The following is a 15,626-nucleotide window of genomic DNA, read 5'->3' as shown; positions in this document are numbered from 1 at the left end:
CATTGATGCCCGACGTTTATTAAACGGGATTTGTCGGGCATAAATGCCCGACCTACTTGGCTTGGCTGTTAAAGTGTTGCCAGTATAGTTTCGGTTTAGATTTGGATAAATGGGGTAAAATGGATAACATTTATCCGAATATGAAATAAAGCAGCCTGAAAATGCTATTTCAGGCTGCTTCTGCCATGCCAAGCACGGTTTTACCCCACCGCCGTAAACCGCTTCTCCCGCAGCCGCACTTCGCTGTCAAAATCGTGGGCGAACTGGGTAATTGTGGGTTTGCGGCAGCACAGTTTGCGCATTTTGGTGGTGGACTCGTGGTGTTGTTTGCCGTCGATGCACACGCCGTCGATGTCGCCGTTGAGCATATATTGTTCGCAATAGGAAGCGTCGCCGCCAATCAAAACGTAATAATCGCCCATATCCACAATCACGATTTGATGCCCGAGCGTATGCCCCGGCGTGGGCACAAGGCGGATTTTGCCGTCTTGGGTGAGTTTTTGGCTTTTTTCAAAGGTTTCAAATGCGCCGTCTGAAAACGGTACGGTTTGGATTTGTTTGGAAAACCAGTCGGGATAGTGCATGGTCAGATAGCCGTTGAACACCGCGTCTTTGGCTTCGATGGCATGTTTTTCGGTTTCGGTGAGCAAAAAAGTGCTGTTGGGAAAATTGGGAATGCCGCCCGCGTGGTCACCATGCATATGGGTCATCACCACCCATTTCACGTTGAGCGGGTCAAAGCCGCGCGAGCGCAAAACCGCGCCGACTTCTTCTTCGACTTTCACGCCGTGCCGTTCGCAAAACTGCATAAACGGATGCCACCACGGCTGATAGCCCGCATCGTTGGCGCGGCTGCTTTCGCCCGTGTCCACCATAATCAAGCCTTCGGGATGCTCAATCAGCCAGCAGCCGATGGGCAGATGCGGCGACCATTTACGGTCGGTGAGTACGTCCATCACGCGCAAAGGCCGTCTGAAAAAGCGGGCGAGCTGGTGGTGGATTTTGATTTGCACCCAACCTGTTGTCAAACAATGGATTTTGATGTCGTTCATGATGTGTCTCTCTGTGTGTTGATTGGATAAAACAGATTGTATAGAGGCAGCCTGAAACGCGATACCGACAAAATCATGCAAAAAATCAGCGTAAACAGATAAAATCGTCCGCATGTATGCTTATTTCTGAAAACTGCCATGAAAGTTGATTTAAGAGTGGTCAAAACCCACCAAGCCATCCGCAACGCGCTGCTCAACCTGCTTGCCGAGCGCGATTACGACGACATCGCCGCGCAGGACATCATTGCCGCCGCGCAAGTGAACCGTGCCACGTTTTACAAATACTATTCGGGCAAAAACGCCGTCGCCGCCGCGATGATTGCCGAATTCAAACAAGACTACGCCGCCAATCTTGCCGAACGCTTGGCGGCGGACAACCTGCCCGACTTTTTGCAGCAGTCTGCCGACGCTCTGTTCAAACAACACGCGCTGCTGCTGGCATTGTGGAAAATCCAAACGCCGAAGCTGCATCTGTATGACGATATGCGCGCCATGCTGCAAACGCATTTTGCCGCGATGCTGCCCGAAACTGCGCCCGACGACTACCGCGTGAAAATCATGGCGACGCTGCTGCTGGAAACCGTGCGACACTTTTTTGAACGCAGGCAGGCGGTGCCCGTGGCGCGGGTGTTGGAGGAGATGGCGGCGGTGATACGGCTGGTACGCGCAGAGGCCGTCTGAAAAGGAACAACATGGACTACCTAAACGAAATGGCGCTCTTCGTCGAAGTCGCCCAAGCCAACGGTTTCAGCCGCGCCGCTGCCAAGCTCGGCATACCGCAGTCCACCCTGTCGCGCCGCATTGCCGCGCTGGAAGACGCGCTCGGCTTGCGGCTGTTTAACCGCAGCACGCGGCGGCTGGAGCTGACGGGCGCGGGCGCGTATTACTTAGAACGCGCGCTGCCGATTGTCGCCGAAGCGCGGCTGTTGCACGGCGCTTTGGACGAAATGCGCGAAACCGTGCGCGGCGCCTTGCGCGTGTCGCTGCCGGTGGACATGGCGTACAACATGGTCGCGCCGCTGCTACCCGAATTTGCCGCGCGTTACCTGGATTTGCGCGTCGATTTTGACGTAACCCCGCGCAAGGTGGAATTGATTGGCGAGCCGTTTGACTTGGCGGTGCGCACCGGCAAACTGCCCGATTCCGATTACATCGCCACCCCGCTGGCAGAATTTTCAGGCTGCCTTTACGCCGCGCCGGGCTATCTGGCGCAGCGGGGCGAACCGCTCTCGCCCGACGGTTTGGCGGCACACGAATGCCTGCGCTTTTCAGACGGCCTCTGGACTGTGCAGCGCGGCAGCGAACGGGTACCGGTGCAGCCGCAAAGCCGCTTCGGCGCCAACAGCCCCGGCATGCTGCGGCAGATGGCGGCGGCCGGGCTGGGCATCGCGCTGTTGCCCAAAATCCTGGTGCGCGACGACGTGGCGCAAGGCCGTCTGAAAGCCGTATTGCCCGACTGGCAAAGCGAAAAAACACCCGTCCACGCCCTCACCGCCACCCGCCTGCTCACGGCGAACGTGCGGGCGTTTATTGGGTTTTTGCGGGAGAGGTGGGCGGAATAGGCAAAAACCCGCTGACGGTCTGTCGGCGCACAGGTTACAATAAGCGATACCGTTTTATTAAACAGACAAACAGGCGTTGCTGCCGTTTGAAAAGCGTTTCAGGCTGCCTTGGGCGATTGGAAAGGCAGCTTGAAACCGCCAACACCGTCTGGAACCCCAACCCACCCAAAGGACATCCCATGCGCTTTTTCCCAATCGCCCTTGCCGCGCTCGCCCTTGCCCTCGCCGCCTGCACCGCCCTGCCCCATCCGCAAACCCTGCCCGAGCTGCCGCAGCAGGCGCAATGGTTCAAATTGGAGCAGACCGATGCCGCAGGGCAAACTGTGCAAACCAGCCTGTTGGCGGTGGAGCGGCTTCCGGACGGCATCCGCTTTGTGCAGACCGATGCGCTTGGCGCGCCCGTTTCGCGCCAAACCGTCAGCACGCGCGGTTGGCAAAACGACGGCTTCATCATGCCCAACGCCCAATCGCGCCGCCTGTTTGCCGCGCTCTTGCCGCTGATTGCCGCCGACCGCGCCGCAACGCTTTATCCCGATGTGAAGCCGGCGCAGCCTGAAACGCCATCCGAACACCGTCCGACATTTTGCCCCGAAGGCAGCGGCGCACTGTTCCGCTACCGCAGCCGCGATTTGTGGTGCGTCGCCCGCAACGGCGGGCAGTTCAGCCTCTCGTTCCCCGACCAAACCCGCTGGACTGCCAGCCCGATTGAAGAATAAAACATGAACACACCCGTTTACCTCAGCCGCCCCGCCGTAACCAGCGCGCTCGGCAGCGGTCTGCAAACCCATATCGACGCGCTGCTCAACCCGAATGCCGCCAACCCGCTTGTTTTTTCCGACCGGTGGGTAAACGGCAAAACCTACGCGTTCGGCGCAGTCGGCGAAACCCTGCGCCTGCTGCCGCACGACCTACCGCCCCAACACGCCAGCCGCAACAACCAACTGCTCTGGCACGCCCTCGCGCAAATCGAATCCGACATTCACGCTGCCGTTGCGCGCTACGGCAGCCACCGCATCGCCGTCGTTATCGGCACGTCCACCAGCGGCGCAGACGAAAACATCCCGCTGTTTGAACACGTTGCCCGAGGCGGCGGCTGGGCAGACAAACCGTTCAAATATTTCCAAAACACCATGTCTGCGCCCGCAGGGTTTGTTGCCGAAGCCTACGGCCTGCACGGCCTGCGCTACGCCGTCTCCACTGCCTGCACCTCGGGCGCGCGCGCCCTAATCAGCGCGGCAAGGCTGCTGCGCGCCAACCTTGCCGATGCCGTGATTTGCGGCGGCGCAGACACCCTGTCGCCGCTCACGATTAACGGTTTCGCCTCGCTCGACGTGCTTTCAGACGGCATCGCCAACCCCTTTTCGGCAAACCGCAACGGCATCAATATCGGCGAAGCCGCCGCCGCATTCGTGATGACGCGCGACCCCGATTTCAGCGGCACCATGCAGCTTTTGGGCTGCGGCGCAAGCAGCGATGCCTACCATATGTCGTCGCCCCGACCCGACGGGCTGGGCGCGGCGCAGGCGTTTCAGGCTGCCTTAAACCATGCCGGATTAAGCCCGCACGACATCGGCTGGATTAACCTGCACGGCACGGGCACCCAACACAACGACAGCATGGAAAGCCGCGCCGTTGCCGAAGTGTTCGGCTGCCAAACGCCCTGCACCTCAACCAAGCCGTCCACAGGGCACACCCTCGGCGCGGCGGGCGCGCTGGAAGCGGCATTCGCATGGGGCGTTGCCAGCCGCGAAACCAATCCGCAAGGCAAACTCCCGCCGCAGCTTTGGGACGGCACGCCCGACCCGGAACTACCTGAGATTGCGCTGACAGACAGCGGCAGCGCATGGCCGGACGGACGGCGGATTGCGGCCAGCTCGTCGTTTGCCTTTGGCGGCAGCAATGCGGTGCTGGTGATTGGGGAAACTGCGAACAGCGCGCAAAAGGCAGCCTGAAACTTATGACCCCGAGGCAGCCTGCATAGTAAAGCTAAAAACAAAACCGTTTGGTATCGCGCCAAACGGTTTTTTGTCGGATAGATTGAAATCTTTGCGAGACCCAAGTAGCTCGGGCATTTGTGCCCGACAATTTTAGTCCGTATTTGTCGGACACAAACACCCGACCTAGTGATAACAACAGTTTGTTTTCAGCTTCGCCACGCCGCGTCGCTACGCAGACCGCCCCAAGGCTTTTGCAAAGGTTTCAGCCTGAAACCCAAAACGGAGCGGCGGCTCGCCGCCAAAGGGTGTATTCAACAGGATTCTACGGGTTCGTCAGATACAGCGAGCCGCCGCCGCGCCATCGGTTGCAGGTTTTACAGAGATTGTCCAATGCGTATTTGCGGCAGCCTGAAAATGGAAAATCCGTGTTCGCCATCATCGTTCTGCGGAACACAACGCGATTGCAAACACGGGCTTTCGTTTCAGGCTGCCTTGGCGGGCGGTTTATTTGGCTTTGGCGGCTTTGTTGACAAAGCGTGCGCCTACGCTGCGAACGGGTTTGGCGGCTTCGGGGGCTTTCATGCCGCGTTCGTCGCGCACTTTTTGCACCAATTCATCAATGACTTTCATGCCGCCATCAAAACCTTGTTGGAAATTGACTTTGTATTTGCCGCCCACGATAACAGTAGGCGTGCCTGTGATTTCGTATTGGTTGGTCCACGTTTTCATTTGCTCTGCCATGTTTTTGTTGCTGAATGAATCGTAGGCAGCCAACACTTTTTTGCCATCAAACGCGGATTGGGCGGGCAGCCATTCGCGTAACACGGCATCTTTGCCCAAATCAATGCGTTGCGAAGCAAAGGCTTCAAAAATCACAGGGTCGGCTTGGTCGCGCAAGCCTGCTTGTTTTACTGCTGCGGCAAGGCGGGCAAAGCCAAAGTCGCGCCCTTCGTCCCACACGATGTGTTCGGTGCGCAACACGGTGTCTTTTTTGAACGTTTTGGCGTGTTTGAGCAAGATGGGTTCAAGGTCTTTGCAATGCGGGCACCAGTAAGCAAAGAATTCGGTTACTTCGATTTTGTCTTTTTGCAAGGGGGCAACTTCGGTTTTCACCACTTCGTAATCCGTGCCTTCGGTGGCGGCGGAGGCAGGCAGGGCGGTTGCCAAGGCTAAAAAGGCGGCAAATGCGGTGGTTTTTAGGGTTGTTTTCATGGCTTTTCCTTATATGAAGATTATTGTTTGCGAGGGATGCTGTTTATGCCGTTTTGTTGCAGGGTTTCGCGCACTTGGTTGGCGCGGTTGCTGTCCATGCCGCGCGTTTGCACGCGGTAGAGCGTTTTGCCGTTGCTTTGCACTTCCACGATTTGGGTGTTGACACCCATAAGCGCGAGTTTGGCGCGCTGCGCTTCGGCGGCTTGGCGGCTGTTGTAAGCGCCTGCTTGCACGGTGGTGCGGTCTGTTTTGTTGCCGGTTTTGTTTTGCGCGGCGGCGGGCTGGTCGCTTTTGCTTTCTCTGGCTTGGGCGGGCGCGCGGTCGGCTTTGTTGGCTTGGGCTTCTTCGGCGGCGCGTTGTTTGGCGCGTTTGGCCTGCGCTTCTTGGCGGGCGACTTCGCGGGCTTTTTCTATGCTGCCGCTGTTGAGAATTTGCTCGGCGGTGGGCTTGGCGTTGCGGTCGGCAAGGTCTTCTTGCTGGCGGCGGCGTTTTTCGGCTTCGCTGAGTTTGGCTTTTTCAGGCTGCCGATTGTCGGCTTTGCTGTCGGCGGGTTTGGTTTCGGGTTTGCGCGGCTTGGTGTCGCGCGGGGTTTCGGTTTCGGTGCTGTCGCCCAACACAGGGTCGTCCATCATGTCGGGCGGGCGGCGGGCGGTTTCGGTTTTTTTGGATTTGTCTTTGTTTGCATTGGGTTGTTCATCAATCAGTGCGGGTTCGGTTTCTTCGCGCGGTTTGGGGGGGCGCGCACGTGGGGCGGAGGCGACGAGGGGTTCGTTGTCTTCCAATGCGGGCGTGGTGCGGGTATTGTCGGTTGGCTTGGCGGCGCTGGCGGGCACGTTGCTGGGCAGCAGCACTTCGGTTTGGCTGCTTGCGGCGGCGGGCTGCTGTCTGCTGGTGGCGGGGTCTTTGAAGTCGCGCGCTTTGTTGTTGTTTAATGTGAACAATACGCCTGCAATGGCAATCAATGCGGCGATTGAGCCTGCCATAAAGCTAAATAAGCCTTTGCCTTGTTGATGTTTTGCGTGCATAAAATTCCTTGGTTGCATGGTAATTGTTTTCAGGCTGCCCTAGTGAAATAGCCGTGCATTGTAGCAAAATTTGCTTTGCTTAGTGGCTATTTTTTAAGGCTATTCCGCGCGGTTGGGCGTTAAATTGTGTATGGTTGCTGGGGTGGTTTTCAGGGGGGTTGGATGCTATCAAATGGACTGCGTTGTTTGGCAAACAGCCCTAAGGCAGCCTGAAAACGGCTTTTGCCAAATTTTTCGCCAGCCGCGCAGGCAAATGGCTTAAAATCCGCCGTTTAACATTTTCTTTACAGACCAATGCTATGACTTTTTCCGTGGTAAACAGCCGCGCGTTAAGCGGCATGGATGCGCCGTTGGTGGAGGTGGAAACGCATCTTGCCAATGGTTTGCCGCAATTTAACATTGTGGGGCTGCCCGACACCGAAGTGAAGGAAAGCCGCGACCGCGTGCGCGCGGCAATTTTGCAAAGCGGCTTTGCCTTTCCCGCGCAAAAAATCACGGTGAACCTTGCGCCTGCCGATTTGCCCAAAGAGTCGGGGCGGTTTGATTTGCCGATTGCGATTGGCATTTTGGCGGCAAGCGGGCAGGTGAACCCTGATGATTTGGCGCGTTATGAATTTGCGGGCGAATTGGCTTTGTCGGGCAGTTTGCGCCCGATTCGCGGCGCGTTGGCGATGGCTTGGCAGGGGCAGCAAGCGGGGCGGGCGTTTGTGTTGCCCGAGGATAACGCGGAGCAGGTTGCCATGATGCCGAATATTGAAGCCTATGGCGCGGGCAGCCTGAATGCGGTGGCGGCGCATTTAAACCGCCTTGAACCGCTGCCGCGCGCACAAAGCCAGCAGAGGCAGCCTGAAAACCGCAACACGCTGGATTTGAAAGACGTGAAAGGGCAGCACACGGCGCGATTGGCGTTGGAAATTGCAGCGGCGGGTGGGCACAGCCTGCTGATGGTCGGCCCGCCGGGCACGGGCAAATCCATGCTGGCGCAGCGTTTGCCCACGATTTTGCCACCGCTCACCGCCGATGAGCAGATTGAAGTGTGGGCGTTGCGTTCGCTTCTGCCGCAGCACGCGCATGATTTCAGCTGCGAGCGCCCGATGCGGATGGTGCACAATTCCGCCAGCTCCGCCGCGCTGGTGGGCGGCGGCTCCGACCCGCGACCGGGAGAAATATCGTTGGCAACGCACGGCGTGCTGTTTTTAGACGAGCTGCCCGAGTTTGACCGCAAAGTGTTGGAAATGCTGCGCGACCCGTTGGAAAGCGGGCAAATCCATATTTCCCGCGCCGCGCGCCAAGTAACCTATCCCGCGAGATTCCAACTGGTTGCGGCGATGAACCCTTGCCCGTGCGGCTATTTGGGGCACCCCACTAAGCCTTGCCGCTGCACGCCCGATGCGGTGAAACGCTACCGCGACAAAATTTCAGGCCCGCTGCTGGATCGCATTGATTTGACGATTGAAGTGCCCGTGTTGCCCGCTGCGGATTTGACCAGCAGCCAAGCGGGCGAGAGCAGCGCAACCGTGCGCCAACGGGTAATCCGCGCGCGCGAAATCCAATATCAACGGCAGGGCAAAACCAACGCCAAACTGCTGCCCAGCGAATTGGACACGCTGGCGCAAATCGACGATGAAGCCAAGCAAGCTTTGGCGCAGATGCTGGAAAAATTATCGCTGTCGGCGCGTAGCTTCCACCGCATTTTGCGCGTATCGCGCACGCTGGCGGATTTGGCGGGGGACACAGTGGTAACGCGCGGGCATGTTTTGCAGGCAATCGGCTTTCGGCGCGCGATTTGAGGCAGCCTTTCCCATCCCCACCCCGCGCGGTACAATCCCCGCTTCATTTCCACACGGAGCGCAAAATGCCCAACTTTATGCCCGCCCTATCCCGTTTTCAGGCTGCCAAAGTACTGGTGGCAGGCGATGTGATGCTGGACCAATACTGGTTTGGCGACGTGTCGCGCATCTCACCCGAAGCCCCCGTGCCGGTTGCCAAAATCGGGCAAACCGAACACCGCGCAGGTGGGGCAGCGAACGTGGCGCGCAACATCGCCGCATTGGGCGGGCAAGCCGCGCTGCTGGCGGTGGTGGGCGAAGACGAATCCGCCGACACGCTGTCCGAGCTGCTGGCGCAAGACAACATCGCCGGTCATCTGATTCGCAGCTCCGCCGCGCCCACCACGCTCAAACTGCGCGTGTTGGCGCGCAACCAACAGCTTATCCGCTTGGATTTTGAAGCCGCGCCCGATTTGGGCAGCCTGAAAACCGTGCGGCAACAATACGCCGAACTCGTGTCCCAATACGATGCCGTGATTTTGTCGGACTACGGCAAAGGCGTGCTAAACGAAGTCGCCGCCATGATTGCCGCCGCCCGCGCCGCGGGCAAGCCCGTGTTAATCGACCCCAAAGGTGCGGATTTCAGCAAATATGCAGGCGCCACGCTGCTCACCCCCAACCGCGCCGAGTTGCGCGATGCCGCAGGCGGCTGGGAAAACGAAGCGGGCCTAACCGCCAAAGCGCAAGGCTTGCGCGAAACACTGGGCTTGGACGCGCTGCTGGTAACGCGCAGCGAAGAAGGCATGACGCTCTACCGCGCCGACGGGCAAACCCACCAGCCCACCCGCGCCCAAGAGGTGTACGACGTATCGGGCGCAGGCGACACCGTCATCGCCGCGATGGGGCTGAGCCTTGCCGCAGGCTACACGCTGCCCGAAGCCATGCACACGGCAAACGCCGCGGCGGGCGTGGTCGTAGCCAAGCTGGGCACGGCGGTGTGTTCGTTTGCCGAGCTGGAACAGGCGTTGGCAGTATAAAACCCCGTTTTCAAGCTGCCTTTTCAGCACGCATAGGCAGCCTGAAAACCACGAAACGCTTAAAAACAACGTTTTACTCACACAGTTCAGCCACAAATAAAGGAATCCCAACATGACCATCATCGTAACAGGCGCAGCCGGCTTTATCGGCAGCAACATCGTCAAAGCGCTCAACCGGCGCGGCGAAACCGACATCATCGCCGTGGACAACCTGACCAACGGGCACAAATTCCGTAACCTTGCCGATTGCGACATCGCGCATTATCTGGACAAACACGAATTCATCCGCCAAGTGCGCGAACACCTCGTTCCGCACGACATCCGCGCCGTGTTCCACCAAGGGGCGTGCAGCAACACCATGGAACACAACGGGCAATACATGATGGAAAACAACTACCAATACAGCCTAGACCTGCTGGATTGGTGCCAAGACGAGCGCATCCCCTTTTTATACGCCAGCAGCGCGGCGGTTTACGGCAAAGGCACAGCGTTCCGCGAAGAGCGCGCGCTGGAAAAGCCGCTCAACGTTTACGGCTATTCCAAATTTTTGTTTGACCAAGTGGTTCGCCGGCGCATCGCGCAAGGTTTGACCGCCCAAGTTGTCGGCTTCCGCTATTTCAACGTGTACGGCATGCGCGAGCAGCACAAAGGACGCATGGCATCCGTCGCCTACCACCATTTCAACCAATACCGCAGCCAAGGCTATGTGAACCTGTTTGGCGCATACGAAAACTACGGCAACGGCGAACACAGCCGCGATTTCGTCAGCGTGGAAGACGTCGCCAAAGTGAACCTGTATTTCTTTGACAATTTTGAAAAATCAGGCATTTTCAACCTTGGCACGGGGCGCAGCCAGCCGTTTAACGACCTCGCCGCCGCCACCGTGAACGCCTGCCGCGCCGCCGAGGGCAAGCCCAAGCTGTCGTTGGCAGAATTGGTGGAGCAGCAGCTTATCCGCTACATCCCCTTCCCCGAAGACCTCGTGGGCAAATACCAATCGTTCACCCAAGCCGACACCGAGAAACTGCGCGCCGCCGGCTACGCCGATGATTTTTACACCGTAGAGCAAGGCGTGGAACGCTATGTGGCTTGGCTGCTGGAACAGGCAGAGTAGGTAATAGTGTTGATTGAGAAGGCAGTTCTGTTTTAACCAACGATAACAAAAGGCAGGCTGAAAACGGATTAACCCGTTTCAGGCTGCCTTTGTGCGTATTTGCAGAACCCGCCGCGTTGTTTACCCTTTCGGCATCGTATCAACGGGCAATCCGCCCGCTGCCGCCGCGCTTGGCTACAACGCAAACGCTTTTCAGGCTGCCTGAATCCGAATGGTTTGAGGCAGCCTGAAAAGCACGGCGGGTTGGCTTGCAAGCAAGTCTTAATACCGAACCAGCATCGCACCCCAAGCGAAGCCGCCGCCGATGCCTTCCATCATCAGATGTTGCCCGCGCCGGATGCGCCCGTCTTTAATGCCTGCGTCCAGCGCGAGCGGGATGGAGGCGGCGGAGGTGTTGGCGTGTTCCTGCACGGTGAGGATGATTTTTTCTTCGGGCAAGCCCAGATGCTTGGCGGTGGCATCGATAATGCGCTTGTTGGCTTGGTGCGGCACCAGCCAATCGATTTGTTCGGCGGTGTAGCCCGCTTCCTGCAACACTTCGTCGGCAACAGCGGCCAGCTGTTTCACCGCGAATTTGAACACGCCTTGCCCGTCCATTTGCAAAAACGGCGTGCCGCATATTGCGCCATCGGCGATTTGCGCGGGCGTGTTGAGCAGCGATAAATAGTTGCCGTCGGCGTGCAATTTGCTGTGGATGATGCCCGCTTCGTCGCTTGCGCCCAGCACCACCGCGCCTGCGCCGTCGCCGAAGAGCACGCAGGTGCGGCGGTCGCTCCAATCCATGATGCGGCTGAACGTGTCCGCGCCAATCACCAGAGCTTTCTTTGCCATGCCGCTTTTGATGTAGGCGTTGGCGGTTGCCATCGCGTAAACGAAGCCCGCGCACACGGCTTGCACGTCAAACGCGGGGCAGCCTGAAACGCCGAGCTTTTGCTGCACGATGGTCGCAGCGGCGGGGAACTGCATATCGGGCGTGGCGGTGGCAACGATGATTAAGTCAATCTCGCCGGCGGCGATACCCGCATCGTCTAATGCGCGGATGGCGGCGGCGTGTGCCAAGTCGCTGGTTTTTTCGTGTTCGGCGGCGATGTGGCGGGCTTTGATGCCCGTGCGCGTGGTTATCCATTCATCGGATGTGTCAACGCGCCGGGCGAGTTCTTCGTTGGTTACGCGTTGGGCAGGCAGGTAGCTGCCGGTGCCGAGGATTTTGGCGTGTTTCATGGGCGGTTCTCGTAGGGAAAAATGGCGGCATTGTATGCAATCTTGTGGGTTTGCTCAATTTATAGTTGATTAAAATTGCAATGATACGGCGTTGCCAACGCCCTGATGTACTGTTCGTACACGGCGGGCGCTGACGCCTTGTCTCATTTCCATTTTAACCAACTATAGTTTTCCTATGTTTGCATAGTGGGGGCAGTCTGAATATTTGCCATGTGCACGGCTTGCCAGCAAGCCGTAGGAGGCGCGGGTTAATGTTTCAGGCTGCCCAAGCCTTTGCGCTCGCGTTTAGGCAGCCTGAAACTGTTGCAAAACCCCAGTAGGTCGGGCATTTATGCCCGACGTTTTTAGTTGTGCGTTGTGTCGTATTTAAGATAAATATGCCCGTGTTTGTCGGGCATAAATGCCCGACCTACGGATAAACTTTGCGCGTCGTCGGACAAGCGCACGCTTGTTTCCGAAAAAAGGATGCTCCGTTCGGCTGAACGTAGGGGAATGGGTGGCAGTATTAAACAGTTGCGAAGGGTTGAGGCAGCCTGAAAAGAAGGGCAACAAGATTTGCCCGCCACCGCTCGTTTTCGCTTCGCCACCCCGCTTTGCTACGCCGCCCGCCTCGCGCGTATAATTTGCCCTTTCTGCAACTCGTCCACAAAGGAAACCCCATGCAATTTACCCTTGCCGCCGCCGCGCAGCCCGAAGCCGCGCAATTGTTTGTCTGCACCGAAGCGGGCCAGCTAAACGATGAAACCGCCCAGCTTTTGTGCCACAGCTTGGAAGAAAAAGACAGCTTTGCCGAAACCAAACTGCCCGTTTCAGGCAGTCTGAAAAACATTGCCGTGCTGCGTTTTGCCGATTTGGCCACCGAAACCTTACAAAAAGCCGCCAAAGAAGCCGCCGCGTGGGCGCAAAAACAAGCGGCGGTGGCGGTGGATTTAAGCCCGTTCTGCGCCGAAAACGCGCCGCGCGTGGTTGCCGCGTTGGTGGCGGCGGTGGGCGAAGCCGTGTACCGCTTTGACCGCTTCAAAAAAGAAGCCAGCCCTGCCAAATTGGCGCAGGTGCAGTTTGTGCACGCGCAGCATGGTGATGAAATTCAGGCTGCCTTAACCCGCGCCGAAGCCTTGTTATACGGCGTGAACCTGTGCAAAGACTTGGGCAACACAGGCTCCAACATCTGCACGCCCACCTATCTTGCCGAAACCGCCGCGCGCGAAGTGCAAGCCTTGGGCGCGGAAGCCAAAATTTTGGGCGGCGACTACATCCGCGAAAATATGCCCTCGTTCTGGGGCGTGGCCAAAGGCAGCAAGGAAGAGCCGAAATTGCTGGAACTGCGCTACTTGGGCGCGGCAGACAAATCTGCAGCGCCCATTGTGCTGGTGGGCAAGGGCTTGACCTTTGACAGCGGCGGCATCTCGTTGAAACCTGGCGAAGGCATGGACGAGATGAAATACGATATGTGCGGCGCGGCGGCGATGATTGGCACGTTTGTCGCCGCCGCCAAAGCCAAGCTGCCGATTAACTTGGTAACCGTGGTTGCCACTTGCGAAAATATGCCCGATGGCGGCGCGTCCAAACCGGGCGACGTGGTCAAAGCCATGAACGGCACCACCATTGAAAACCTGAACACCGATGCCGAAGGGCGGCTGGTGCTGTGCGACGCGCTCACTTATGTGGAGCAGAATTTCCAACCGCAAGCCGTGATTGATGCCGCCACGCTCACCGGCGCGTGCATCATCGCGCTGGGACACGTTGCCAGCGGCGTGATGGGCAATGACCAAGATTTGGTAGATGCGCTGCTGGCCGCCGCCCGCGAAAGCAACGACAAAGCATGGCAGCTGCCGCTGTTCCCCGAATACAAAGAACAGCTCAAATCCAATTTTGCCGATTTGCAAAACATCGGCGGTCGCCCCGCAGGCACGATTACCGCCGCCACCTTCTTGGCGCACTTTGCCGAGAACTACAAATGGGCGCATTTGGACATCGCCGGCACGGCTTGGAAATCGGGCGCGCAAAAAGGCGCGACCGGGCGGCCCGTAGCGTTGCTGTTGCAGTATTTGAGCAATCAGGCGAAGTAAGCCTGTTATCGCCATCGTTCCAACCTTAAAAGGCAGCCTGAAAACCGTTTTACCCGCTTCGCTCGTTTTCAGGCTGCCTCAATCTTGTTCCCATCATCCCCACCATGACCCACCTAGACCTTGCCGCCCTGTTTATCCTCATCGCCATCCCGCTGCTCGCCCTCGCTGCGCTGTGGCAGCTCTACGTCATGCTCAGCGAAACCTACACGCTCAACCGCTATCAGCAGCAACCGCACCAAATGCTGCGGATTGCCGTCAGCCTGTTTTTCACATTCAGCCTGAGCGTGTATTGGCATTGCCCCAACGCCCGCAAAAAAGGCATCCTGTTTGCCCTGCTCGGCGGCGCGGGCATCGTGTGCTACGCGCTGGGCATGTGGTACAAAAACCATCCTTAAATCCTTAAAGGCAGCCTGAAATCCCATTTTTCAGGCTGCCTATTTGCAATCTATTTTGTAAATGAACGTAAAGCCAAGCCGCCGCAAAAAGCGTACAATGCCCCCCGCCTCCCACCACCACAAAGGAAAAGCTATGACTGCACAAATCTCCCCCATCCCCGAAATTCTTGCCGACATCAAAGCAGGCAAAATGGTCATCATCACCGATGCCGAAGACCGCGAAAACGAAGGCGACTTGGTAATCGCCGCCCAATTCGTTACCCCCGAAGCCATCAATTTTATGATTAAACACGCGCGCGGCTTGGTGTGCCTGCCGATGGAAAACGCCCTTGTGGACAAGCTCGGCTTGCCGATGATGACCCAGCAAAACGGCACGCAATACGGCACCAATTTCACCGTTTCCATCGAAGCCGCGCAAGGCACCACCACCGGCATTTCCGCCGCTGACCGCGCCCTCACCATCCAAACCGCCGTGTCGCCCAATGTGCAGCCGCAAGACATTGTGCAACCAGGGCATATTTTCCCCTTGCGCGCGCAAAAGGGCGGCGTACTGATTCGCGCGGGGCACACCGAAGCCGCCGTGGATTTGGCGCACATGGCGGGGCTGATTGGCGCAGGCGTGATTTGCGAAATTTTGAACGACGACGGCACCATGGCGCGGATGCCCGAGCTGCTGCAATTTGCCGAGCAACACGGGCTAAAAATCGGCACGATTGCCGACTTGATTGAATACCGCAGCCGCACCGAAAGCCTGCTGGAAGAAATGGGCGACACGCTGGTGCACACGCCTTGGGGCGATTTTCGCCAACACGTTTATGTGGATAAGCTCAACGGCGACACCCACCTTGCGCTGGTGAAAGGGCAGCCTGAAAACGCCGATGAGACCGTGGTGCGCGTGCACGAGCCGTTTTCCGCACTGGATTTTATCCAGCCCGACCCCAATCATTCGTGGTCGCTGCCGCAAGCCATTGCCCGCGTTCAGGCTGCCCCAAGCGGCGTGATTATCCTGCTGCACCGCACCGAAGACGGCGCCGCCCTGCTGGAACGCACGCTGCCGAAAAACAGCCAGCTCGTGCAAAAATGGGACAGAAAAACCTACGGTATCGGCGCGCAAATGCTCGCCAGCTTGAACGTGAAAAAAATGCGCGTGCTGGGCAAGCCATCGGTGATGAACGGGCTCACAGGGTTTGGGCTGGAAGTGGTGGCGTTTGAAGAACAGCCGAGTGCGTAGCG

Annotated in this window: 14 protein-coding genes; 10 read left to right on the top strand and 4 right to left on the bottom strand. The window is 58.0% G+C overall.

What is annotated here, in order from left to right; translation table 11 throughout:
- Positions 1-200: 200 nt before the first annotated feature.
- Positions 201-1,052, bottom strand: a complete 852-nt coding sequence (locus JDW22_RS13110) for an N-acyl homoserine lactonase family protein (RefSeq protein ID WP_200523413.1) — start codon at positions 1,050-1,052, stop codon at positions 201-203.
- 138 nt (positions 1,053-1,190) lie between these two features.
- Here JDW22_RS13110 and JDW22_RS13105 point away from each other — a divergent pair, with 138 nt between their 5' ends.
- The 4 genes from JDW22_RS13105 (at position 1,191) to JDW22_RS13090 (ending at position 4,566) form a co-directional block, all read left to right on the top strand.
- A complete protein-coding gene (locus JDW22_RS13105; RefSeq protein ID WP_200523412.1) occupies positions 1,191-1,733 on the top strand; it encodes a TetR/AcrR family transcriptional regulator in 543 nt (180 codons plus the stop codon).
- Between the two features lie 11 nt (positions 1,734-1,744).
- Complete coding sequence (locus tag JDW22_RS13100; protein ID WP_200523411.1) at positions 1,745-2,614, top strand: LysR family transcriptional regulator; 870 nt, start codon at positions 1,745-1,747, stop codon at positions 2,612-2,614.
- A 179-nt stretch (positions 2,615-2,793) separates the two neighbouring features.
- Complete coding sequence (locus tag JDW22_RS13095) at positions 2,794-3,330, top strand: hypothetical protein (RefSeq protein WP_200523410.1); 537 nt, start codon at positions 2,794-2,796, stop codon at positions 3,328-3,330.
- Between the two features lie 3 nt (positions 3,331-3,333).
- Positions 3,334-4,566, top strand: coding sequence for a beta-ketoacyl-ACP synthase (locus tag JDW22_RS13090; RefSeq protein WP_200523409.1), 1,233 nt, complete (start codon positions 3,334-3,336; stop codon positions 4,564-4,566).
- A gap of 489 nt (positions 4,567-5,055) precedes the next feature.
- Here the strand turns inward: JDW22_RS13090 and JDW22_RS13085 are convergent, their stop codons facing one another.
- Both JDW22_RS13085 and JDW22_RS13080 read right to left on the bottom strand, forming a co-directional pair.
- Positions 5,056-5,763 (bottom strand): thiol:disulfide interchange protein DsbA/DsbL, encoded by a 708-nt coding sequence (locus tag JDW22_RS13085; protein WP_200523408.1) that lies wholly within the window; start codon positions 5,761-5,763, stop codon positions 5,056-5,058.
- A 20-nt stretch (positions 5,764-5,783) separates the two neighbouring features.
- Positions 5,784-6,788: an SPOR domain-containing protein gene (locus tag JDW22_RS13080; protein ID WP_200523407.1), complete on the bottom strand. Its 1,005-nt coding sequence runs from the start codon at positions 6,786-6,788 to the stop codon at positions 5,784-5,786.
- 299 nt (positions 6,789-7,087) lie between these two features.
- Between JDW22_RS13080 and JDW22_RS13075 the strand changes: the two genes are divergently transcribed.
- The 3 genes from JDW22_RS13075 to rfaD all read left to right on the top strand — a co-directional run bounded on the left by JDW22_RS13075 (position 7,088) and on the right by rfaD (position 10,708).
- Positions 7,088-8,578, top strand: coding sequence for a YifB family Mg chelatase-like AAA ATPase (locus JDW22_RS13075; protein WP_200523406.1), 1,491 nt, complete (start codon positions 7,088-7,090; stop codon positions 8,576-8,578).
- Between the two features lie 65 nt (positions 8,579-8,643).
- Positions 8,644-9,594 carry a D-glycero-beta-D-manno-heptose-7-phosphate kinase gene (gene rfaE1 / locus JDW22_RS13070; protein ID WP_200523405.1) on the top strand — a complete coding sequence of 317 codons (951 nt, stop codon included), beginning with the start codon at positions 8,644-8,646 and terminating at the stop codon, positions 9,592-9,594.
- A 112-nt stretch (positions 9,595-9,706) separates the two neighbouring features.
- Positions 9,707-10,708, top strand: coding sequence for an ADP-glyceromanno-heptose 6-epimerase (gene rfaD / locus JDW22_RS13065; protein WP_200523404.1), 1,002 nt, complete (start codon positions 9,707-9,709; stop codon positions 10,706-10,708).
- Positions 10,709-10,969: 261 nt separating this feature from the next.
- Here the strand turns inward: rfaD and JDW22_RS13060 are convergent, their stop codons facing one another.
- Entirely contained in the window at positions 10,970-11,929 is a 960-nt protein-coding gene (locus tag JDW22_RS13060; protein ID WP_200523403.1) for a beta-ketoacyl-ACP synthase III, read from the bottom strand.
- 659 nt (positions 11,930-12,588) lie between these two features.
- On the opposite strand from JDW22_RS13060, the gene JDW22_RS13055 reads away from it, so the two are divergent.
- The 3 genes from JDW22_RS13055 to ribBA all read left to right on the top strand — a co-directional run bounded on the left by JDW22_RS13055 (position 12,589) and on the right by ribBA (position 15,624).
- Positions 12,589-13,998, top strand: coding sequence for a leucyl aminopeptidase (locus JDW22_RS13055; RefSeq protein ID WP_200523402.1), 1,410 nt, complete (start codon positions 12,589-12,591; stop codon positions 13,996-13,998).
- A gap of 104 nt (positions 13,999-14,102) precedes the next feature.
- Positions 14,103-14,393: a hypothetical protein gene (locus tag JDW22_RS13050; protein WP_200523401.1), complete on the top strand. Its 291-nt coding sequence runs from the start codon at positions 14,103-14,105 to the stop codon at positions 14,391-14,393.
- A gap of 97 nt (positions 14,394-14,490) precedes the next feature.
- The gene (gene ribBA, locus JDW22_RS13045; RefSeq protein ID WP_200523400.1) at positions 14,491-15,624 is read left to right on the top strand and encodes a bifunctional 3,4-dihydroxy-2-butanone-4-phosphate synthase/GTP cyclohydrolase II; all 1,134 of its coding nucleotides are present in this window, start codon (positions 14,491-14,493) and stop codon (positions 15,622-15,624) included.
- Positions 15,625-15,626 lie beyond the last annotated feature (2 nt).

This window comes from Kingella bonacorsii (assembly GCF_016623605.1).
Classification (GTDB): Bacteria; Pseudomonadota; Gammaproteobacteria; order Burkholderiales; family Neisseriaceae; genus Kingella_B; species Kingella_B oralis.
Note: the sequence above shows the minus strand (reverse complement) of the source record. Positions and strands in the feature narration are given on the sequence as shown.